At 62.8% G+C, this 21,524-nt stretch carries 18 protein-coding genes and 1 pseudogene; 5 read left to right on the top strand and 14 right to left on the bottom strand.

From position 1 onward, the window contains the following. Window positions 1–11: 11 nt before the first annotated feature. The 4 genes from ACW4E8_RS39710 to ACW4E8_RS39695 all read right to left on the bottom strand — a co-directional run bounded on the left by ACW4E8_RS39710 (window position 12) and on the right by ACW4E8_RS39695 (window position 3,953). Entirely contained in the window at window positions 12–1,196 is a 1,185-nt protein-coding gene (locus ACW4E8_RS39710) for a YncE family protein (protein ID WP_456809476.1), read from the bottom strand. A gap of 17 nt (window positions 1,197–1,213) precedes the next feature. Next, window positions 1,214–2,182 (bottom strand): tripartite tricarboxylate transporter substrate binding protein, encoded by a 969-nt coding sequence (locus ACW4E8_RS39705; RefSeq protein ID WP_456809475.1) that lies wholly within the window; start codon window positions 2,180–2,182, stop codon window positions 1,214–1,216. A gap of 65 nt (window positions 2,183–2,247) precedes the next feature. After that, the gene (locus ACW4E8_RS39700; protein ID WP_456809474.1) at window positions 2,248–2,706 is read right to left on the bottom strand and encodes an aconitase X swivel domain-containing protein; all 459 of its coding nucleotides are present in this window, start codon (window positions 2,704–2,706) and stop codon (window positions 2,248–2,250) included. Window positions 2,707–2,711: 5 nt separating this feature from the next. Next, window positions 2,712–3,953 (bottom strand): aconitase X, encoded by a 1,242-nt coding sequence (locus ACW4E8_RS39695; protein ID WP_456809473.1) that lies wholly within the window; start codon window positions 3,951–3,953, stop codon window positions 2,712–2,714. A gap of 162 nt (window positions 3,954–4,115) precedes the next feature. Between ACW4E8_RS39695 and ACW4E8_RS39690 the strand changes: the two genes are divergently transcribed. After that, complete coding sequence (locus tag ACW4E8_RS39690; protein ID WP_456809472.1) at window positions 4,116–5,015, top strand: LysR family transcriptional regulator; 900 nt, start codon at window positions 4,116–4,118, stop codon at window positions 5,013–5,015. 290 nt (window positions 5,016–5,305) lie between these two features. Here the strand turns inward: ACW4E8_RS39690 and ACW4E8_RS39685 are convergent, their stop codons facing one another. From ACW4E8_RS39685 to ACW4E8_RS39675, 3 genes are all read right to left on the bottom strand, one after another. Continuing rightward, window positions 5,306–6,355: a Vgb family protein gene (locus ACW4E8_RS39685; protein WP_456809471.1), complete on the bottom strand. Its 1,050-nt coding sequence runs from the start codon at window positions 6,353–6,355 to the stop codon at window positions 5,306–5,308. Window positions 6,356–6,580: 225 nt separating this feature from the next. Beyond that, window positions 6,581–8,245, bottom strand: coding sequence for a hypothetical protein (locus ACW4E8_RS39680; protein WP_456809470.1), 1,665 nt, complete (start codon window positions 8,243–8,245; stop codon window positions 6,581–6,583). A gap of 811 nt (window positions 8,246–9,056) precedes the next feature. After that, window positions 9,057–9,971 carry an abortive infection family protein gene (locus ACW4E8_RS39675; protein ID WP_456809469.1) on the bottom strand — a complete coding sequence of 305 codons (915 nt, stop codon included), beginning with the start codon at window positions 9,969–9,971 and terminating at the stop codon, window positions 9,057–9,059. A 978-nt stretch (window positions 9,972–10,949) separates the two neighbouring features. Here ACW4E8_RS39675 and ACW4E8_RS39670 point away from each other — a divergent pair. Both ACW4E8_RS39670 and ACW4E8_RS39665 read left to right on the top strand, forming a co-directional pair. Beyond that, the gene (locus ACW4E8_RS39670; RefSeq protein WP_039013194.1) at window positions 10,950–11,240 is read left to right on the top strand and encodes a hypothetical protein; all 291 of its coding nucleotides are present in this window, start codon (window positions 10,950–10,952) and stop codon (window positions 11,238–11,240) included. Between the two features lie 631 nt (window positions 11,241–11,871). Continuing rightward, window positions 11,872–12,246, top strand: a complete 375-nt coding sequence (locus ACW4E8_RS39665) for a hypothetical protein (protein WP_456809468.1) — start codon at window positions 11,872–11,874, stop codon at window positions 12,244–12,246. Between the two features lie 898 nt (window positions 12,247–13,144). Here the strand turns inward: ACW4E8_RS39665 and ACW4E8_RS39660 are convergent. The 5 genes and pseudogenes from ACW4E8_RS39660 to ACW4E8_RS39640 form a co-directional block, all read right to left on the bottom strand. Then, window positions 13,145–13,287: pseudogene (locus tag ACW4E8_RS39660) on the bottom strand (acyl-CoA dehydrogenase family protein); the annotation flags it as partial. A 1-nt stretch (window position 13,288) separates the two neighbouring features. Next, window positions 13,289–16,729, bottom strand: a complete 3,441-nt coding sequence (locus ACW4E8_RS39655; protein ID WP_456809467.1) for an adenylate/guanylate cyclase domain-containing protein — start codon at window positions 16,727–16,729, stop codon at window positions 13,289–13,291. 371 nt (window positions 16,730–17,100) lie between these two features. Next, complete coding sequence (locus ACW4E8_RS39650; RefSeq protein ID WP_456809466.1) at window positions 17,101–17,847, bottom strand: lipoate--protein ligase family protein; 747 nt, start codon at window positions 17,845–17,847, stop codon at window positions 17,101–17,103. 205 nt (window positions 17,848–18,052) lie between these two features. Further along, on the bottom strand, window positions 18,053–18,490 hold the full coding sequence (locus ACW4E8_RS39645) for a nuclear transport factor 2 family protein (protein WP_456809465.1): 438 nt from the start codon (window positions 18,488–18,490) through the stop codon (window positions 18,053–18,055). A gap of 7 nt (window positions 18,491–18,497) precedes the next feature. Further along, entirely contained in the window at window positions 18,498–18,788 is a 291-nt protein-coding gene (locus ACW4E8_RS39640; RefSeq protein WP_456809464.1) for a transposase, read from the bottom strand. 296 nt (window positions 18,789–19,084) lie between these two features. Between ACW4E8_RS39640 and ACW4E8_RS39635 the strand changes: the two genes are divergently transcribed. Together ACW4E8_RS39635 and ACW4E8_RS39630 are read left to right on the top strand one after the other, a co-directional pair. Then, window positions 19,085–19,369, top strand: coding sequence for a UxaA family hydrolase (locus ACW4E8_RS39635; RefSeq protein ID WP_456809463.1), 285 nt, complete (start codon window positions 19,085–19,087; stop codon window positions 19,367–19,369). Window positions 19,370–19,446: 77 nt separating this feature from the next. Continuing rightward, window positions 19,447–20,205, top strand: a complete 759-nt coding sequence (locus ACW4E8_RS39630) for an SDR family NAD(P)-dependent oxidoreductase (RefSeq protein ID WP_456809462.1) — start codon at window positions 19,447–19,449, stop codon at window positions 20,203–20,205. Window positions 20,206–20,428: 223 nt separating this feature from the next. Here ACW4E8_RS39630 and ACW4E8_RS39625 read toward each other — a convergent pair whose 3' ends face one another. Next, window positions 20,429–21,118, bottom strand: a complete 690-nt coding sequence (locus ACW4E8_RS39625) for a GntR family transcriptional regulator (protein ID WP_456809461.1) — start codon at window positions 21,116–21,118, stop codon at window positions 20,429–20,431. 239 nt (window positions 21,119–21,357) lie between these two features. After that, window positions 21,358–21,522 carry a hypothetical protein gene (locus tag ACW4E8_RS39620; protein WP_456809481.1) on the bottom strand — a complete coding sequence of 55 codons (165 nt, stop codon included), beginning with the start codon at window positions 21,520–21,522 and terminating at the stop codon, window positions 21,358–21,360. Between the last annotated feature and the right edge of the window lie 2 nt (window positions 21,523–21,524).

Below are 21,524 nucleotides of genomic sequence, written 5' to 3'. Positions count from 1 at the left end.
GAGCGGTTGCTTCAGCGCCAGAGCTTTAGCGCGGCGGGCGCGCCATCGAGCTGCACGCGCTCGCCGCTGTCGGCCAGCGCGCCGCCCACGTTCCGGTAAAGCCGTATCTGCCGGTTGGCGGCGTCCTGCACCAGCACCGCGCTGCCGTCCGGCGTGAAGGCATGGCCTTGCAGCCATTGCCCGCCAGCGAGCTGCGCGGCCGGCCGCAGACGGCCGCCTTCGATGTTGAACAGGCGATAGCGCGCGGTGCCATGGAAGGCAGAGGCCTGCGGCTTGTTGCTGCCATCGATGACGGTCACGCCGACCGAGCGGCCGTCGGGCGAAAAGAAAATGCCTTCCGGCGTCTGCCCCACGGTGACGGTATCGACCACGCGCGGCGGTTGCGCCCGGAGGTCGATGAGGCTGATCGTGTCGGCGTCGCCCTGCCCCGCACCGAGGTTGGTCACCGCGGCCCACGCGCCGTCCGGCGACACGTCGAGTCCATAAGGACGCAGGCCGGCATACAGCTCGCGCGGGTCGAGCGTGACCGAGCGGCCGTCGATGGCCAGCAGGCTGATGCGGTTATCGCCATCGCGGCTCACGAGGGCACGGCGGCCATCTGGTGTAAAGGCGACGTGCGCCGGACCAGACTTGTCGCCAAGCTGCAATTTGCCGACGGCCTGCACCTGCTCCCCCTCGATGGCGAGCACGGAGACGGAGCCCTCGGTGCGATTGGCGACCAGCGCCAGCGTGCCGGCCCGGTTGATCGAGATGCCGGATGCGCCGGCGCCGGTGTGCACGTTGCCAGTGACGCGCGGCGCGGTGCCGCCGCCGGGATCCAGCGCCACCACCGACACGAGGTCGAACGTGGCCACCTTGGTCGCATCGGCAGGGTCGCGTCGCGTTGCCGCGCTGACCAGCGCCAGGCGGCCCCCGGGGGCGATGGCGATGGAGCTGGGCGGCCCGACCAGCGAGGTCGGTATGTCGATCTGCTGCGCCACGCGCAGGCGTCCATCGGCAAGCTCGACGACGGCCAGGGTGTCCCCCGCGTTGCGTACCACGGGCTTGCCTTCGACCAGGCCAGCGCGGCCGTCCTGCACGGAGAGGAAGTAAGCGATTGGCTTCGGCGCCACGGGTGTGCCGGCGCACGCGGCGAGCGTGCCGGCAACGGCGGCGGCCAGCGTGCAGCGCAGGAGGAATGACTGAGCGTTGGTCATGGTCATACGCCTGCGCTTCACTCGACGCTCGCGCCCGAGAGCTTGACGAGCTTGCCCCACTTGTCGATTTCCTGGTCGAGGATCTTCTTGAACTCGGCCGGCGTATTGCCCACCGGCGTAGAGCCCTGGTCAGCCAGCGTCTTGCGGAAGGTAGGGTCCTGCGTCACCTTCTGGATCGCTGCGGCCAGCTTGTCGACCACGGCCTGCGGCGTCGCCGCGGACGCGAACACGCCGTTCCAGAGCGTCACCTCGAATCCCGGCAGCACCTCGCCGACTGCGGGCACGTTGGGCAGGCGCGACGAGCGGCCCTTGGTCGTGACGCCGAGCGCGCGCAGCTTGCCGCTGTCGATGAACGGCAGCACCTCCACCATGGGCGAGAACACCGCCTGGATCTGGCCGCCGATCAGGTCGGCATTGGCGGGCGCACCGCCCTTATAGGGAACATGGAGCATTTCGGCATGGGCCATGCTGTTGAACAACGCCCCGGACAAGTGCGACGCCGTGCCGTTGCCGGCGGAACCGTAGCTGACGGGACCCTTCTTCTGCCGCACATATTCGACGAACTCCTGCAGCGTCTTGGCAGGCACGGTGGTGTTGACCGTGAGCACGTTCGGGATCAACGCCACCTGCGATACCGGGACCAGGTCCTTGCGCAGGTCGAAACCCATGTTCTTGTAGAGCGTGACGTTGGTGGCGATCGTGCTGGTGGCAATCAGCAGCGTGTAGCCGTCCGGCGCCGCCTTGGCCACGTAGGCAGCGCCAATGTTGCCGCCGGCACCGGCCCGGTTTTCCACGATGACCTGCTGTTTCAGTTCCTTGCCGAGCTTGTCGGCGAGCAGGCGCGCGGTGGAATCGGTGCTGCCGCCGGGGGCAAGCGGCACGACCAGCGTGATCGGCTTTTTCGAAGGCCAGTCGTTGGCATGGGCGGTGAAGGTCGCAAACGCCGCGCAGGCGGCAACAGCGACGTGGAAGAAACGTCGGGTCATGGTTGTCTCCGGTAATAGTTTTATTTGCGCTGCTGCGTGTGATCAGCGCGATCGAACTGGATGCGTTATGCCGCCGAGGCCGGGGGCGTGACTTCGTACTGCCTCGCTTTGGTGGTTACCGCGACGATGCCGGCATCCGCATCCATCTCGATAAAATCCCCGGTGGAAATGGCAAGCGTGGGATCCTGATCCAGTCCGGCGACCACCGGGATATTTCCGATAATCGCGCCGATCGTGGTGATCGCTTCGGGCGTCACCTGTACGAAGGCGACCGGGGCGGTGCCGCGCGACACCATGTCGTAAATCTTGTACGAGCCGCCGGTGGAGCCTTTCCCCGTAAGGAACACCAGCACCTTGCCGGCAATATTGACGCCCTCCAGCTCATGGCCGGGCTCGGTGACGATGCCGGTCATGTTGTCGACCCCGCCATTGAAGCTGATCGCTTCTTTGGTGACGACAGCCTCTCCGCTGGCCTTGCCCGTGACGATCTTGCGTCCCTTCAGAACGAATTGATGGGTCGTCATGCTGATTACCTCCAGACGCCGGCAACTGCGGCCTTCATTACGCGATCCAGATTCCCATAGTGGGTAAGGAGTCCAAACTGGCCGGGCGCATAAAATGCCATCTTTGCCGAGTTGGTGGTGAGGGTCTTGTATCCCTTCTTCGGCGCAATGACCCGGCTGCGGGCCAGGAACGGGCAGGTTTCCCGCACTACGGTGCCGCCGGCATCCTCGATCGTCTTGATGTAGCCAACCCGTTCGGCCATGGCATACATGGCGCCTGCCGTGGTGACCCAGAGTGAGACATCAGGATGGACTTTCTTGCCCTCCAAGGCTTCCGCCACTTCCCGAATCTCCTGCACAGAAGCATTCGGACAGCCGACCAGGATCCAGTCCACATGGTCGGATGGCTCCTTGTTCAAGGCAGCCTCTGCCTGCGCCTTCTCTGCCTCGCCGAACACAAGCACCTTCTCCGGTTCGCTGCCGCCGAATGCGTCTTCCAGCGTTGGCGCCTCGGGTGTCACGCCGACCGCATGGAACATGCTCACCGAAGCGGAAGCCGCCAGCGCAGCGCTTAGTGCCTTGAACTGTTCCAGCGTCGGGTCCGAAGGAATGCCAGTGAACACCGGCGTATCCTGCCCCGCGATCCTGCCGGCGAAATAGCCGAGCGTCCCGTAGTCGGTCATGTCATTGAGCGGCGTCTCGACCTTGACAAGAAACTTGCCGTAACGGTTTTCCTTCAGATGGAATCCATACTCAGGGGTGCGCCCGGTAAGGGCCGAGGCAAGCCCACTGGGTCCCCCTTCCCGATTGGTCCGGGCGCCGCAAACGGAGTTGGCAAACACAACCGCTGACGACTCGCCCCATGCCATATGCTCGCCAAAGCGCGGCAGGTTCCCTACCAAGTAAGGAATGCAGGTATTGCAGGTATTGGCGCCCATCCCGGCATAGGCATCGGTCAGCCGCGTCTGCAGGACACTGTCCGATTCGGGAATGCCGATCTCCCGCCACTGCGTGGGATCGACGGCCGTAGGATTGGTTGTGACCCGGGTGACGAACGTACCGCCCTGCTTGCGGATATCTTCAACGAACCTCGTACCGGCTTCCTCGGCGACCAGCACCGAGGAACCCGCCATATGCACGTTGTTGACCGGAACAAGCCTTGCGGCACCAAAGCTTTCGCCGAGGGCCACCAGGATCTCCATGGCCTTCTTGACGGCGAGACCCTTGTCCCCATTCAACATCCCGGTTTCTTCTTCAGTCAGCAACATACTTTTATCTCCTTGCGGGAAGCCCGAGTCGCTTTTGCGGCGGTACTGGGGCTGAATCGATGCAGTCATTCTGGTACGCAATCCCGATCAAAAAAAGCGATAAATTGGAATTGGTATACATTCCATGAATCGATACAAAGGAAGTTGGAGGTGAGCGCCGTGATGACGTTCAAGCAACTGGAGGCGGTCTATTGGGTGGTGCAGCTCGGCGGCTTCGCGCAAGCTGCGAACAAGATGCACACCACACAATCGGCCGTATCGAAGCGGGTGCAGGAGCTGGAGGCACTGTTCGAGACGCCACTGTTCGATCGCTCGTTGCGATCGGCGCGGCTGACCGAAAAGGGAGAGGAGATGTTCCTGCTGGCCAAGCGGCTGCTGGAGCAGCGCGACGCGGCGGTAGAACAGTTCCAGCGCCCGGAGATACTCGAGCGTCACGTCCGAATCGGGGTCACCGAACTTACGGCGATGACCTGGCTACCGCGCTTGGTGAGCGCGATCCAGGCCAGTTATCCGCGAGTGATCATCGAGCCGCACGTCGACGTAAGCGTTGTGCTTCGCGACAAGCTGCTGGCCGACGAGGTTGACCTGATGATCGTCCCCGATGTGTTCAGCGACCAGCGCTTCCTGTCGACGCGCGTAGGGGTCGTCGAAAATGCGTGGATGTGCAAGCCCGGTCTGGTAGGCCGTCGCCATCGGCTGCGCATGCATGAGTTGGCTGCGCATCGGCTGCTGACGCAGGATGACCGTTCAGGGACTGGCCAGCTCTACAACCGCTGGCTGCGGTCAATTGGCGTGAATCAGGAGAACACGCTGTTCAGCAACAGCGTGGTTGCCATCATCGGCCTCACGGTCTCGGGCATGGGAATCAGTTACCTGCCCAGGAAGTGCCTTGCACCGATGGTCGATTCTGGTGCGCTGGAGGTTCTTACGGTGAGTCCCGCGCTGCCACCGGCGCCGTATGCCGCCATCTGCAAGAGCGAAAGGAAGAGCATGCTTGTATCGGCCATTGTCACGCTGGCGCAGGAGACCTGCGACTTCGGCCAGATGTTCCAGACGGGGTGAACGACGCCCTGGATCGACGGAAGTCCGGCGGGGGAATCGCTGCTACGTGGGCTTGGGCATTGCAGAGTTCTGAGTCAAGCCCCTCTTTGCGGCGTTCGCCACCCAAATCCGCACCGTTCGAACGAGTTTCCACTTCGGAAAATAGCGAACGTCGGTTTAGAGATTGAAAACAGCCGCTAGCCTAGAACGGTCGAACGGCAGAGACGACTACGGAAGTTGCCCGTCAAGTCACAGCTCACATCCGTCCCCCAAGACTTCTGGCTTCCAAGCTCGGCCATCGCAGTGCGCCATCAATTGCGGCTGGCATTGGCCGCGCCAGACCGGTAGCGCAGCAGATGATCGGTGCCGGATTCGGACAGCCAGACTTCTCCCGGGCGACCCATCATCTGGCGTATGTTCGCGTGCGGGCGCGGTAGCGTGAGCACTTCAAATCGCTCGGCGCGGGGGTCGAAGCGCACCAGCGCGTTGGCGCTCCATTCGCTAAGCCAAACGATGTCCCGGTCGTCGACAAATATCGCATATGCATGCGGATCGCGGCCGGGCAGACGCCATTCGCGCCATTGATGCGTTGCCGGGTCGTACACGCCGACTTTCCCGGCACTCCACTCGCTGACCCAGATCCGCCCGTTCGAATCGGCCCATACGCGTCGTGCACCCTGATTTGGCGTCGGCGGCTCGATGACCTGCGCCGCGCCGCTGGCCGAATCGATGCGGCCGAGATAGCTGCCGGCCAGGGATGCGAAGTACAGGCTGCCGTCAGGGCTCACGCAGATGCCGTAAGGGCCGGGCCCGCGCGGCGCATCGAAAACGCGCATGCTGGCGCGCGCTGGGTCGAGCTCGCCGTAGATGCCGCTTTGCCCCGTGAACCACAGGTGTCCTTGCTTGTCGAACACCGCTGTATTCAGATTGGCGTTCGGCCGGTCCTTCGGTAGCGGGAAACGCGTCACAGCAAGTGTCTTCGGGTCGACGCGCACGATCGCGTTCTGGCCGCCGTCAGTGATCCACGCCGCCCCATCGGGACCGACGATCACGCCGTGCGGCGCCGACCCCGCGCCGAGCTGCACCCAGTCGGCCTTGCCGCTGCGCGGGTCCAATCGTCCGGCCGCGCCCTGTGCCTGCGCGGTGTACCACACGGTGCCGTCGGGCGCCGGTGCGACGTCGTGCGGCGCGCTGCCTGCGGGAACGGCAAACGTCTCGAACAACGGCGATTGCGCCTGTGCCGAAGCCATGGCAAGCAAGACGGTCACGAGGGTCGCCGCCGCACATAAAAACGGGGCCCGCACGGATTCAAGAATCCTGCTCACCACTGCCAGAATCCTTTCCTTTTCCACTTCCAGCATGTCCGCCTCCATGGCCGAGGATGCGTCGCAAGGTGCGCCGACGGCTTCATTGTTGCACTGATCCCGGTCGGTGGGCAGGACTCGGCCAGTAAGGGCCGTTCACCGCTTTTACGTGTTTGTCTGTTTTTCCGGCACAACGGACGTAGCCGTGTGCGCCAGGCTTCTGACATGGACGGCGGCGCGCGCCGCGTCTCGTATCGAGAACGCGGCGACACCACGGCGCCCTCAGTCCGCTGCAATGCTCCCGCGTACCCCTTCGACCAGCACCTCTGTCACCTCTTCGGAAAAACTCATGCGTCGGCCATCGATCAGCACGCGATTCTCATGCTCAGGATCGCGCTCTGCCTTCGGAACGCCACGCTCCATCAACGCGCGGGCGCAGCCGACCCAATCGGGGTGCTCCGCGACAGACGGCTCATTCTCGGACGCCCATCCCAACGTGCCGAGCACATCGGAGCCATAGCCATGTGTCTCGCGCCAGTCCGCTCCATGATCTAGCAAAAACGCTGTCAAACCGACGTCGCCGCGAAACACGGCGTGATTTAGCGCGGTTGCATCCCAGTCTCCGCCGCGCGCGTCGAGGGGCCAACCGAGTTCGACCATGACTTTTGCCGCAGCGCTCGATCCCCACGCCACGGCGTCGGGGAGAAGTCGAAGTTGGTCCGCCGGTAGAAATCGGGGCAGTTCGGGATGTTGTGTCTGAATGCGCCGTGCTTCTGTCGCGTCGGCGCGCGCACACGCGGATACAAAGTCCTCCTCGACCGTGAGCGTTTCCTCGGCGCCGGCAGCACGCAGTTGCGCCGCAACGTCTGGCATGCCGACCTGCATTGCAAGCCGATAGGCGCTCACGCCCGCCGCGGTTTTAGCCTTCGCGTCCGCTCCCGCCGCAAGTAGCGCTGCGATGTGGCGTGGCGACCTGCGCAGAGCGATCGCACGCAAAAGGGGCGTGCCCCAGGCTTGCAGGGCCTCGGGGGCCGACTCGTTCGCATTGCCGCCGTACGCAAGCAGCAGCTCGAGCGCAATCGCATCCGGCATGTCGAGCGCGCGCCACAACGCATTGGTCCCGGTCACTTGGGCGCCGTGCCGCAACAGCAATCTCGTGCAGTCCGGATTTTCGAGCGAGTGGTAGAGCGACTCGCCGTCATTCGGGTCGGCTCCAGCGCTCAACAGCATCTCAGTGAGCACCGGATCACGGGCTACGCCGGCTGCACCATAGAGCGCCGACAGCGGTTCAGTCTCAATGGGCGCCGCCAAAGAGGCGGGAGGAAGCCGATTGCCGATGTGCTGGTTCGGATCGGCGCCGGAATCAAGAAGCGCACGCGCGCATTCACGCAGCCGTGTCGCAAACTCGGGCACCACTGCGAGGCTTGAGTGAGTGACGGCAACAAGGGGCGGCAGATTCAGCGCTCCACCGGCCTGATGGATCCAGTCAGGATCCGCTGCCATCGCGCGTGACACCGCTTTCCGGTGCCCTGCGGCACAAGCAACGTACGGGTCGGCGTCGAGCAAGTCCGGATGCTCCAGCAGAAGCTTCACCGCAACGCGCGGCCGCGCTGTGGCGTAGGTGCCCGTCACATCTGCACCATAGACAAGTCGCAGCCAGCGTCGAATCAACGCCCCCTGCTCGCGACGTGCAAAGGTATTTGCTTCCACGAACGCGCTAAGGTCCGCCCACGAGGTGAATCCATACTCGCGCGCGAGGCAGGACTGCGCGTCATGCAGGCGCAGGTCAGGCACCCTTACTTCCATGTGGGTACGATTTGCGACTGCGGGGAGGTATTGGGTGAATCGTGCGATCGCTCCAGCGTCGCCAGTGCGATAGAGGCGCAGCAGGTCTTTCGCCTGTTTTTTCAAATGATCGAGATTGGCCTGAGCAGGCAGCTTTTCCATAGGTTCCTCGTGCATTCAATGGCCGAGGGTCCGCAACACTGCCAGCACAAAGGAGGGGAAACATTCTGATTCGCCATGACAGGTGGGTTCAACCCTTTCCGCGGACCCGGAAGCGGCCTGCACCGCTACTTGGGATGATATGTGGGTGCGAGTCAGTGCGTCAACTGCAGGAGCAATGCTGCGCGGGACTGCCGATGTCTAATGCGCATCGGACATTCGACAGGCACCGCGCGAACGTCTCAGAAGGGTCGCTCAGAGACGATCGCTGTTTCGCGCCAGCATCCGACCGAGATTGGACACAGGCGGGCGATCAGAACGTGAGGGCACACCCAAAATCAATGGGCGCCCTCTTCCTTGATCGGTCTGCGACGAGGTAGAGCGATTCTCGCCTAGGCTGAGCGCCGCGCGTGTGGCAGCGATCTCGCCATGCAAGCGAACCTTCAGCCACGCTATCATGGCAGGGACGATGCACGGAAGAGCCTCGGCGGCACAATGCGTCATGTCCCGCGCCAGCCACACCTCTGTCCTCGCACGGGAGTTGAACACCAAACTATCCTCTCGAGGGATGCACTGATCGCTGTCGCCGTTGACTATGAGCATCGGGGCAGGGGTCGGCTGGTCCAGTAGCCTTTGGCGCCGCAGGAAAATGATTGCATCAGCAGTTCCATCTCAACGTCTGAGGGCAGGGTGTCCAAGCCGATTTGCGGTTGCTCACGATTGCCCGAGGCAGTTCGGCGTAAGCATCCCTCTATAGAAGGCACCTTGTTGCGTTTCGCCGGCAATATCGTGACGGCTTCGAAAGCGCTCGAGCTCATGCGGAATCCTTGTTCGAATTCGAGCGAGCGTGAACGGCGGTCGCGACCGGCGCCGGGGTAGCCGACGTCGCGATGAAGCCCTTGGCTTGTTGATACGCTTTCGTCTCGAAGAGGAAGTCCGCCAGCGTCATGGCGCAGTTGACCGCGAGCTTGGCGTGGTGACGCGCGGGCTTGTAGGTCGTGCCATGGCTGTCCGACATCTTGTTGCGCATCGTCCCGAGCCCTTGAATGATCGAGGCGAGGCCGCTGATCACCTGCCGAAGCGCGTCGGAAATGTCTTTTCGGCTCGGGTCGAGATTGAGCAGCGAGCGCACGCGATTGAAGAGTCGACCCAAGTCGCCGTCGAACGCTGCCGGCGGCTCGGTGGAAAGCTCCGCCTCGATCGCGAGCAACAAATGTTCAAGCAACGCGCGAGCGTTTGTGATCGCGCCGTCGTAGTCGCCAGCCTCAATCTTCACGCGGCATTTTTGAATCTGGGCGTCGATTGACGCCGCCGACGCCGCCGGCAGATCCTCCGGAATCGACTCGGCCAGAATCAAGGTCCCATCAAGGCTCCGCGCTTTGTAGCCAGAACCCTCGCGCACAAGCTGCACTTTGTCGAACGCGAGCAGCTCGTTGAGCTTCGCGACACAGTCATTGTGCGTCGGTGTGCCGGGCGGCGTGTTCAAATCGAACCATAGGCGCGGATCTGCGATCGCGGAGAGCAGATCCGCCATCGCCGGCTTGACCGCGAGGGCCGTGAGCTTTTCCTTCGCAAAAACGGCACGACTCGGAAATCCCGACTCGTAGACGTCGCGGAAGCCAAACTCGTTGAAGAGATCGACCAGATCCGTCCCGCGGCGATAGGGCCAGCCATTGCCGCCGCAGACGATGTCAGCCAGTTTTGAAATTGTGTATGCAGAGAATTTCATGAACGCGACCCCGCACGAGGGCTTCAAATGCTCGATGGCTTCAAAGGCCTTGTGGCCCGGTGTTGATCTTGATTCGCGCGAACGACCACGCGCGCAGGCCATTTTATCGCCTCTTGCGGGGTCGTCCGAACCGACCTCGGTCGCAAAGACACGGGCGGCGTGGACGCGGCCCCTCGGCGACCACGTAGTTCGGCCAGTTGGTGCCGCTCAAACTTCGTTGAGCTGACCGCCTACAGACGCGCGCGCGCCGGCAGCGCTGGCGCGCTGGCGACGATCCGATCGTTTGCTGCGTCTTTGATCTGCTGAATAGCGTACGAAAGGATGTGCGTGCCCAGCCAGTTGAGGCGCCGACGGCGGCGCTACACAAGCCATTTGCGGGCGAGCCGCCGTCGCGCCTGTATGCACAGGACGTCGACGACGGCGCATGGCTCTACGATGCCGCCCTCCAACTTGAGTTGGAGGGGGTAGTCGGCACGCGCCTGGGCAGCCCTTTCAGGGATGGCGGCCGGTCGCCGGACTGGGTCAACGTAAAGCGGCCTGGCGCCGTGCCGCTTGAACGCTTCAAAAGGAAGCCGCGGGGATCATAGGCCCCCGCTGGAACTATCGGCCCAGCGCGGCGGCGTCAACTTGCCGCACTCGGGAGCCGTTATATGCAGCCGCCATCGTCCCCGCCAGTTCTGGCACGGAAGTAAGCGTTTTCAGGATATCTTGAACCTCCCTGACAGAGTAGCTGCCGGCCGACCACAGGCAGAGTGCGGCCAATTGCAGACGTTGGCTGAAGAGCAGGATATTGCACCGCTTCTTCTTACGTTTACTACGACGGTACAGTTCCTACACTTGGTATGGGTCGTGGACGTCAGGTGCGCGGCCCTCTCAATTACTTCCACGCGCTACATGCTGTCGGAAAGAGAAGTAACATGCTGCAAACATTGTTCGTGCGGCATGCTTGTCTCGCTGGTCAAACAGGAGGATGCAATCATGCAAACTGTTATAAGGAGATTTTCCGGAAAGGGTGCAAAGGAGTTGTTCGATCTGCTGGAGACGCGCACGGCTGAGGTCGAAGAACTGATGCGTTCGGTCAAAGGCTTTGTCGGCTACACCCTCGCACGCAGCGGCGATGGCGGATTCTCGGTGACTGTTTGCCAGGACAAAACAGGCACTGACGAAAGCGTCCAGAAGGCAAAGGACTGGATCGCGAAAAACGCCGGAAGCACGGGCGTGGGCGCGCCGGAGATATCGGAGGGATCAGTCCTCATTCACCTGAAGTAACTTTGCCTTGCGACTGGCAGCGCGTGAGTTCAGCGGGCGGATTGGGACGTATGAAACCGGCCTCACCGTCCTCACGCCCACGTCTTGCCGGGTTCGTCCAGACCTGCCCATTGCAGATCCTCCGGGCTCGTCACAATGCGGTACTTCTGGCTCTCGTGCCGCCTGACATGCATTCAACGGATCCACGTCCGCACCATTCCGAAAAGCGGAGGGGGCAATCTGTTTTCTTCTTCCTCGAGCGGCGAGTCGCGAGCAAGCCGACGCATGCAACTCATGGCAAACGCGTTGAACGGCTGCTTCGGAGCGGACTGACTGGCCGGAGTGGGTCGGGAACAGCCGACCGGCGCTGGCTCTCGCAACACGCGTGCTGGGCAAGGCCCGCCCTCGCTACCCCGGTGCGCGAGGGATGCCCTGCATGGGCTCGGCAACCGGGCCCATGAGGACCCAGCGACGCAATTCCAGAGTGGCCAGCGCTTGACATCTCGGCCGGCGCGAACTTTGCTTGCGATAGGAAGCGGCTCTCCAGTTATCGCCCATGCCCTTGCAGACGCCCCCTTCGCCCTCGGCCCGTACCTGGGCCCTCCACTGCACGCTCTTTCGCGGGCAGACTCCGCCGCGCGCATGCCTGTACGTGCTCGCGGACCTGCGCCGAGGCGTCGCGCTGTCGGCCATACTGGCCGAACAGCCGCTGGGTGATGCCTTGGCCGCATGGCTGGAGGCGGCCGCGATCGGCAGGCCCCCGCCACGGGCGCTGCAGTCGGCCGAGCTGCCCTCAGAGCAAGACCGGCGGGCTCTTTGCGCATGGATTGCAGCCTACGACGTTGTTCTAGAGCCGCAGACTCTGGGTGGGCGTTTCTGGAAGCCTGTAGATCAACTCTTGCAGTCGGCGTGGGAAAGCCTTGGTCTGGCGCCCGGCGCAGTCGGCGAGATGCCGACCTGGTCCGGCGCGCAGCAGGGGCTGGACCGCTGGTTTCGCGAACATTGCCAGCACCTCAGCGGGGTGTGACACCGCGTGCGGGGTCGTCTGCGATATTGGCTACCCGGTGGCGGGAACGGCGGTAGCCGCTGCAGGTCCTGAGCACCCGGCGGGGGCCCCATCCGCTGGAAGCAGCAGTGGTGAAAGAGATGTTCAAGGAAGCGCGGGTGCGCAACATGTGGGCAGAGACCGGCCATTCTCGGCCGTTCGCTCTCGCGGTCATGCGGTCATTCAGGCGACCGGTCCGCTCCGTCAACGGACCTTCATGCTCGGATTATGTTGGGCTGGTCGCCGGCCATAGCTCTGTGTCACTACTTCCTGCCGCTGGCCTTCCAACGTGGGCCTGGGCAGCAGACGCATGGCATCCGGACGTAGTCACCGCAGATCTGGACCAGGACCCCATTGCCTGCGTCAGCGCGCCTGTTTGTACTGTGCTGCGTGCTGACCCGTAGCGCGCCGGGCGCGGGGATGTTCTCCTCAACTTGGGCTAATTACGCTTGCCATTCCAAGCATAACGCTACCTTTTCCGACGTTACGCCTGCTATGGCAGGCATAGCGTCAGCGCCGGGCATACGGTGCGCGCGGTCGAAAAAATACGCGCCCGTCGCGACACGGGCGGGCGCAGGCGGCGGCCGGGCCTTGCGTGACGCGGTGCGCCGTGGCGCGCCGGCGCCGGCGCCAGCAATTCTTCACGCCAAGATATGCGCCATTATGTTGGGGTTCTCGCGCCCAAAAATCCGGACGCTTGTCCGGCCGTCCGCGCTACGACGGGCTCTCGCGGGAAAGGCCAGACCGGTTCGGCGCGCAAACGCCTGCCTTTGCACTTGCGCCAATGACGTTGAAGACGCACGGCGAACAGCCTGCATCACGTGGACGGCCAGCGTCGGGGTTAGTGAGCGCCGATAACCCGGTTCTACCCGCCGCCCCTGAGGCCGCCGCCGTCGAGCACCCCGGCGCACCAGTCAATCATTAGCGCGGCCTGTTGCAGGGGTCGATCAGGTTCTCTGCCAGCATGAAGCCCACGCGTTCGTGGTCAACCAGCAGCTTGCCGAACGCCTGGCGCGTGGTGGCGTCAGGACAAGTCCTCCAGCAGCTCTCTTGCCTGGCGCCAATCCACGGTATCAAATCCCTCCGTAAACACGCTATGGATCCCCGCCAAGACCTCCCGCGCACCGTCGTTCTTGCCTTGGCGGTGCCAAAGCCGGGCCAGGCTTAGCGCGCCTCTCAACTCGATTGCCCTCGCCCCTTGGTCACGGGCAATCGCAATTGCCTTCTGAAAACATGCTTCGGCCTCTTTGGCCCGGGCGGGTGAGAGTGCTTGCTCTCCCGGCAATTGCAGCATCAACTCTCCCTTGAGCCGAATCAATGTTGGTTCATCGAGCCGCTCCCCCGTACTGCCCACCAGCGCCAGCGCCTCGCCCAACACGCGAAGCGCCACCTCGGCTTGTCCTGCCCGTCCATAAGCGTCGGCGAGCAGTCCCAGAAAGGATGGCCGCCCCAGTGCCGCTCCCGTGGCTTCGTGGGCCCCAAGACCCTGATGTATCTGCGCGATTCCGTCCTCACGGCTACCCTCCTGCGCGGCGAGCGCCCAGCCGCGCTGGATCGTTGCCCACGCCAGGTAGTGAGGGAACCCGTGCTCGCTCGAAAGCGCGAGCGCGGCATTTGCATACTCCTGCGCTGCTCGCAGCTCGCCCCGGTGTTGATACACCTCTGCTGCAAAAATCAGGCTCAGGGCAAGGCCGAACGGGTCGGACGCCTTCCTGGCCAGTGCCAGTGTCTCTTCGCAGAGCGCGCGGGACTGGTCCGGCAAGCCCAGATACCAGAGGATCAAGCTCAGGTTGCTCCGCATGTGAAGGGCCGGGTTTCGCGCATCACGAAGAAGATGACCGTATGACTGTCGGTCTGGGCGGTGCATTGCCAGTGCCTGCTCCATGTGGGTACGGGCCAGCCTGATCTCGCCCAGACGGAACACGGTCGCCCCGAGCACACGGTGAGCCTGCGCGAGTTGTTCCGGATCTTGCGCGTCCTGCGCGAGACTGAGCAGCCGCTCCGCCAGGGCTTGCGCCGTATTGAGTTGGGAGCGCAACTGGTAGAAGGACCACAGGCCGAGCTGTGCAGAGAAGAACTGCGGGGTTTCCCCGCCCCGTTCGCTCAAGGCAAGGGCACGCGTGTAGGTTGCCTCCACCTCCGGCGCCCCGTAGCCCCGCGCAGCCATCCAGGCTGGACCGAGGGTCAACAGCAGCGAAAGTTCCTCGCTCTGGTGTTCCGGGGTGTCAGGCAGGGACTTGAGCAGATCGAGGGCCGCACTGAGATTCCTGATCGCCTCAAGCAGGGCTGAACGCTGCAGCGCCTGCTTCCCTGCCAGTTGGAGGTATTCGACCGCCTTCGGAACGTTGCCGCTCTGGCTGTAGTGGTGCGCCAGCTCGTTGCAGTATTCCATCAGCCTACCTGGAAACAGTGCCTCGATGGCTCGGGCCGTGCGTTCATGCAGGATGCTGCGCTGCCCAGAAAGGAGGGAATTGCCCGCCACCTCCTGCGTCAGCGCATGCTTGAACGCGTACTCGACCTCGGGGAACGCAGGGCGCTCATAGATGAAGTCCCCTGCCTGCAGGTCAGCCAAGAGGGGGTGAAGCGTGTCTTCGGGCTGCCCCGTGACATGTCGAACCAGGCTTGAAGGGAACTCCGTTCCGATGACCGCCAGCGTCTGCAGCAGTTCCTTCTGCGGGACTGACAACCGGTCGATACGGGCCGCCAGCACGCCCTGCACGGTCGTCGGAATATGCAGCGCCAATGGGGCCCTCTCGATCCTGTAACTTCCGGGCTGGCCGAGCAAGGTGTTCTCCTCGACCAGTGTCTGGACCACTTCCTCCATGAAGAACGGGTTTCCTTCGGTCTTCGACAGAATCAGATGCTTTAGGCGTACCAGCGAGGAATCGTCCCCCAGCAGCGCCGTGAGCAGACCCTGCGCCTCCGCCGGGCCCAGCGGCTCCAGATGCAACTGCGTGTAGTAGGGCTTGCGGCCACAGTCATGCCTGTATTCGGGGCGATAATTGACGAGCAGAAGTACGTTGGCAGCCGGCACCTCCTCGATGAGAACATTGAGGAAAGCCTCCGTTTCACTGTCCAGCCATTGCAGGTCTTCGAACAGGACCATGAGCGTCTGGTTCTGGCTCTCGCGGATCAGCAGACGTGCGATCGCCTCGAAGGTGCGCTGGCGCCGGATGGTAGGGTCCATCGTCGGTAATGCCGAGCCCGGTTCGATAATCCCAAGCAGGTAGAGCAGGTAGGGCAGATGGCCCTCCAGCGCGCGATCCAGGATCAGCAGCCTGCCGGTGACCTTCTCGCGATACCGGCGCTCGTCATCCTGTGCCGTGATCTGGAAATAGTTTCTCAGCAGATCGATCAGGGGCAAGTAGGGAAACGCCTTGCCATGCGACACCGAGAAGGTTTCGAGCACCATGTAGCCTTGCTGCGAGCGCGCCTTAAATTCGTGGAACAGGCGCGATTTGCCGACTCCCGCCTCCCCCACCACCCCGACGATCTGCCCATGCCCTGCCTTGGCCGATTCCAATGCCCCACCCAGGCGCTCCAGTTCGGCTTCGCGGCCGACAAACCGAGCCAGGCCACGGTGCACCCCCACCTGCAGCCGGGTGCGCAAAGCCCCCAGGCCAAGCACCTCATACACTGCAAGCGGCTCGCGCAGGCCCTTGATGTGGGTGCGTCCCAGTGCCTTGAACTCGAAATATCCCTCGGTCAGCCGATGGGTCGATTCGCTGACGAGGATCGATGACGGTGTCGCGACCCCTTCCATCCGCGCGGCGATGTGGATCGTGTGGCCCACCGGGTCGTAGTCGGTTCGCAGGTCATCCTTGCGGATCGAGCGCACCACCACTTCGCCGGTATGGACGCCAACTCGGATCTGCAGCGGGATGCCCTGCTCCAGACGGACTTTGTCGCTATGGCGGTGCATGCCCTGCTGCATGCGGAGTGCCGCAAATAGCGCGCGTAACGCATGATCTTCATGCGCAATCGGTGCGCCAAATAGGGCGAGAATGCCATCGCCGAGGGATTTGGCCACATACCCCTCATAGTGATGCACCGCTTCCATCATCAGCGCCACGACCGGATCGATCAGGCTGCGGGCTTCCTCGGGATCCAGGTCCTGGATCAATGCCGTCGAGCCGGCCATATCCGCAAACAGGGCGGTGATGGTCTTGCGCTCGCCGCCGGCGTCCCCGCCCTTTGCCTCCATGGCGGCCTGCTCGGCGCGGATCCGTTCGGCCAGATGCGGTGGCGTGTAATGGATGGGGGCCGGGATGGCCGGCACCGGAGGCGGGAGATGTCGGGGCGCTGCCACCGTGTCCGTCAACAACGCACCGCACGCACCGCAGAATTTCGCGTCGGGGCTGGACTCGTGGCCGCATTGGGGGCAGATCCGCACAAGCCTTTGCCCACACTGCTCGCAGAAATTGGTTCCCGCGGGGTTTTCAAACCGGCATTTCGTGCAGCGCATATTGCCCTCTGAATGCAGACCGCCACGACCCCATTAGAGGCGCTATCGCCGCCCTATGCAAGACAGATCGCGGTTGCCAGTCTGTCCGCCAAGCGCGGTGCTGGCCACCCCATAATGCGCTGTCCTCGCTGACCCACGAGCACCTGTTCGCCTACAAATGTTTCCTCGCCGATCTGGAGCCGGTCGCATGCTGCGTCTTGGCCGGCAGCAAGAATCTCGCACCGAACTGGCACCCGTCTGTCGGTCTGCTGCCGCCCGCCAAAGTGCTCCACGCGATGGTGGTTCTGACTGCACTGTTTGCCGGGCTCATCGAGGCACTTGGCCGGCAACCCGCTTGCTTTGCCCTGCGCCGACGCGCCAACGACCGGCTTCTATCCCGGCGGCGGAATTCTGGCCAAGCTTTCCCTCAGTGCCTGGCAAACCTGTGTCATCAGCAACGCCTCGCCGCTGGTTGGCGCGGCGCTCACCGCTTCCAGCACGTTGACCACCTTGCCAGGATCGTAGCGGCGTCCGCTGCCAGCCTCTGCCTCGAAGGCATTGGCGCGCCGGTTGATGTCCTCCGGATCCGCGCTCACCAGCAGCACGGTGTGCGCCAGCACCACGTGCCGCTGGCCATCCGGCGCCTGCGCGGCAGCCGGCGCGCGGCGCCAGTACTGGGCCGTGCCGGCTATCTTGCGGGCGGCCTGCGGCGGTCCCCACGCCAGGTTGAATCGGCCATCGCAGAACGATCCGTCCACGGCCTGCCAGTGGGTGGCGACGCCAATGGACTGCAGGGCATCGCGGACAACCTCGCACAAATGCAGGTAGACCGCCTCACTCAATGCGCCAGGGGGCCGCGCAATCGCATAGGCGAGGCTCAAATTCAGAATCCCCGGGCCTTGCGGCACCAGTCCGCCGCCTGACATGCGCAGCCAGACCGGGCAGCCGCGCCGCGCAAAGCTGGCGCGCGCCGCTTCGAAACCCGGGTAGCGCAGGTAACTGCGCGGCACCACCAGTGAAACAGGGGCTTCCCATAGCTGCGCAACCTGTTGGCCTTGCACTGCCAGCTCCAGCAGGCTCAGTTCCGCATGCAGCGGGTCGGTCTCGGAAGAATCGGGCTCGATGAACGTAAATGGCATGACAATGGTCATAGCGTGGACGGCAGACCGAATTCGGCCGCCTTCCCCGCATTCTCCATGCTGGACGGGCCAGGCGCCAGCTAGGGCGTCCTCCGCGCGCTGGCTCACTTGCGGATCGCTGGCCTCCGGTGGGAATGCGCGTCATGGATTATTTGCTCTGAACTTCCGGGCACGGTCTCAACGGCGAATGGTCGGCCTTTTAACGTCATGCTGAGAAAGTGATCCGAGGCTCGAGGCGTCTGATGAGCCAATTTCCACGGTCACTGCATGCCAGTTCGCATTCCACGTCAGCCAACATGGCCGGTACCGCTCGGTCCACGGGGAGCGTTGGCGGTGCACCCTTGTCAGAGCGATAGACGGTCAGAGCGAACGCCGCTTTAGCCACTGATCCGCTATGCTCCAGGACAAGAAAATTCGTGACATAGTGCCGCGTAAATAGCGTCGCGGACCGCTGGCTCAGGGACGCAAGAATCTGTTGTTGCCCGTGGAGTGCATTACCGCCTCGTTCCCAAATGCCATCAGGCATGAAGCAACTGGTAGCACCCGAATAGTCGCTGCGGTCGAGGGCGTGGTACATACGCATCACCGTTTGCTCGGCGGCAATGACAAAGGACAAACTCTCTGGGTTGTTCATGGTTTCCATTAAGTGTTCACGAGAAACGAACTTCAAATTTTGAGCCGTAGGCACCAAGCAGTTGAGCGATTTCGGCGTCGATGGTGTCGGGGGTCCAGGTGACGAAGCGTCGCCAGTGGTATTTGGCGTGCCGCCACACGATTTCGACTAGATTCAACTCCGGGCTATAGGCGGGCAGATGCAGGAGCAACGTGTGGTGATCGATCAGCCATCGATGCAGAATCGCTTCGTCGATGCCGTGATGGATTTTGGCGTTGTCGAGCACCACCACTGTGGGCGTTCCCGGCTCGCCAGCCTGCCAGTGCATCAAGTTGATCCCTTGCGGCAGGCAAGACGTCGAAATTTCCGCGCGCGCAAGGCCTACAGCCTGACAATCTTCCCCAAGTGAGATCCCACCTTCATGTCTGCCTCCTCGATCATTCGCCCTGATGTGTCGTCGTTGACATGACGATAGACACAGGAGCCGGTCGTGTCAAGAAGTTATATATATGACTTTGTTGAAGCTGATCTAGTGGATTACGCGGATATGCGCTGGGATTCCTTGACATTGTGACGGATGGTTTCTACATTTCTTCCATCATACATATATATGAGTTGGAAAAAATGACGCGTGCCATCGTACTTCATCCGGCCGACAACGTGGCCACCCTTCTGGACCCCGGCCGCGCCGGCGAAGCCTGCACCCTGCAGGGCGAGGGCTCGGGGCAACTGGCGCTGCTGCAGGACGTGCCGTTCGGTCACAAGGTGTGCATTGCCGACACCGCGCCGGGCGCGCACATCGTGAAGTACGGCCAGGTCATCGGGCGGGCCAGCCTGGTGGTGCGCGCCGGGGAGCACGTGCACGTGCACAACATCGAGTCGGCGCGCGCGCGCGGCGACCTGGCGTGACCCCACAACCAGTTGCCCGGCCGATTCCAGAGCGTGCCGAATCACACGCTATACCCCCAGCAAACAGAGTCCAGACCATGAAAGAAACGTCACACCTGATCGTCATCACCGGTACCTCGCGCGGCATTGGTGCCGCACTGATGCGCGAGCTCCTTCAGCCCGGAAACCGGCTGGTATGTGTTTCACGCAGCCGCAATACCGATCTGGAGGAATCTGCCGCTACCAGCGGCATACCGGTATCCTGGTATCAGCAAGACCTCACGCAGAGCGACGCAGCGGCAGGATGGTTGCGCGGCGTGCTGGAAGACATCGACACACCCTTGGCAAGTGCAACGCTGATCTTGAACGCGGGGGTAGTCGAACCCATCGGACCCATCACCGCACTGGAAGAGTCGACGCTACTGCCGCACTTCCTGACGAACCTCATCACGCCGATGACGATGACAGGGGCCTTCCTGGCGGCTACCGAGCGCTTCGCATGCCCACGGAAAATCCTGGCCATTTCGTCTGGCTCGGGACGTAACCCTTTCCCCAACCTCAGCGCCTATAGCTCCGGCAAGGCTGGTTTGGACATGTTTATGCGCTCCGTGAGTGCGGAGTACGCACAGGCACCCGCCGAGCGCGGCGTGCGCGCCGTCGCATTGGCGCCGGGCGCCGTCGATACCGGCATGCACGCGAGCCTCCGTAATTCGGATTCTCCCCAGATGCAACGCTTCCGGGACCGCAAGGACAGCGGCATGCTCTTCTCCACCGCTGATGTCGCCCGCCAGATTGCCAACTACCTGGCGAGACCTGACTTCGGTACCACTGTAGTAGACGATATCCGTAACGTCTGACATCTCCTGTCAGCACTGCCGGGCTCACACACTCAGATTAAGAGTAGTCGTGAGCCGATGGCCACATCCAAATGTGGCCACTCCACTCGGTGCTCTGCGCTGTGATAAGAGTCCTGCATTAGCGCGCGGATATCCGCAGGACGACACCCGTTGCCAATGCCGGCTGCGGGCCCAGGAGCCGCACGGATGCCTGTCACCACGGCGCTGCCGTATCCGGTCCGCCCTATTGCACAACCAGTTTCTCCGAGAACGGCCCGGCATAGACACACTGATAGTAAAGCGGCCGATCACGCAACGTATAGCCGCGCAACTCTATGACGAGACCCATCGATTCCGGCTCGAGTCCGAGCTCACGGGCCGCGGCGGAGGGAAGAGGCCCAAAGTGGATCCACTGGTCAGCCCGTAGCGTAGGAAGCGACAATCGCTGGTTGATCAGTTCGCGCAGGTTCCTCTCAACGGAATGCCGGTCAGGCTCGCCAAGCTGGGCGAAATCCTCTTCCCGAAGCCAGAACTCGCTGTACAGGTCGAAACGACCCCCAATGTTGACCACGCGCTCGATCCGTACGCAACCTTCACTCTCCAGGAAGTCCGACCAAGCCCCCTTTCGCTTCAGCCGTTTGATTGAGCGCGCGTGAACGTAGTGAGGAAGCTCGTTGCCGTCGCTGTCGCGGAAGCGCAAATGCCGGACATCCGCAGGCGCCACCTTGTTGCTGGCGACAAACGTGCCTCGCCCTTGCTCACGAATGATCAGGCCCGAGTGAACCAGGCGCGAAAGCGCCTGCTTCACCGTGCCGACACTTACCTGGTATAGCGTGGCCAGCTCACCCTCGGAGGGCAAGCGATCCCCCTCACGCAGTGAGCCCGCTTCAATTTCGCGAGTAATGGCTTCCGAGATGCTGGCAAGCTTTGTCATGGAAGTGGGCCTTGCACTTGTCATTCGAATCGACTCTTTAGAATACGGCTCGTATGCTTGGCCCTTTGGCCAGTCCGAGAGGGATAAATCCGGACCAACCATAGCACACATATATATAACCTTCAATCTCGATACACTTCGAGATCCGTCGTTGATTTGCGGCGCGGCGACGCGCAGCCAGACGCCAGCCCTCTCCGCGCGTTGTGTGATCGCCTTCGTGCCAGCAACGACGTAACGGCTCAGATGCTCAGCGCGAAGCGGCTGATGGCCGTTTCCCGCACGTCGAGGATCTCGCTGGTCAGGCGAGTGCCCGATGCCACGTCCAGCGCAAAGTCGTATAGACGATCCCCCAGCTCGGCGATCTTCTCGCCGCGCTGCAGGATCCCGCTCGCATCGAAGTCGATGT

It is taken from the genome of Cupriavidus sp. CP313 (assembly GCF_054072015.1).
The sequence above is the reverse complement of the archived record's forward strand: the minus strand, read 5'-3'. Positions and strand labels throughout refer to the sequence as shown.